This is a genomic window from Brevibacillus sp. LEMMJ03 (genome assembly GCF_007197875.1).
GTDB classification, from domain to species: Bacteria; Bacillota; Bacilli; order Brevibacillales; family Brevibacillaceae; genus Brevibacillus; species Brevibacillus thermoruber.
Genome location: NZ_VKJN01000141.1, coordinates 1 through 201 on the forward strand (window position 1 = coordinate 1; position 201 = coordinate 201).

A 201-nucleotide genomic window follows, 5' to 3' on the forward strand; every position below is an offset into this window, starting at 1 on the left:
TCGCCTTGCGGCTTCGCAGAGACCTGTGTTTTTGCTAAACAGTCGCTTGGGCCTTTTCACTGCGGCCCCCTCGGGCTCGGGCCCACCCGACGAAAGCTGACGCTCGCGTCGGGCGGGGTCCCTGACCCTACCGGGGCGCCCCTTCTCCCGAAGTTACGGGGCCATTTTGCCGAGTTCCTTAGCAAGAGTTCTCCCGCGCAC

Annotated in this window: 1 rRNA gene; it reads right to left on the reverse strand. The window is 64.7% G+C overall.

Features of this window, described 5'->3' with window-relative positions:
* Positions 1 to 201, reverse strand: a 23S ribosomal RNA gene (locus FOI68_RS23195); the annotation flags it as partial.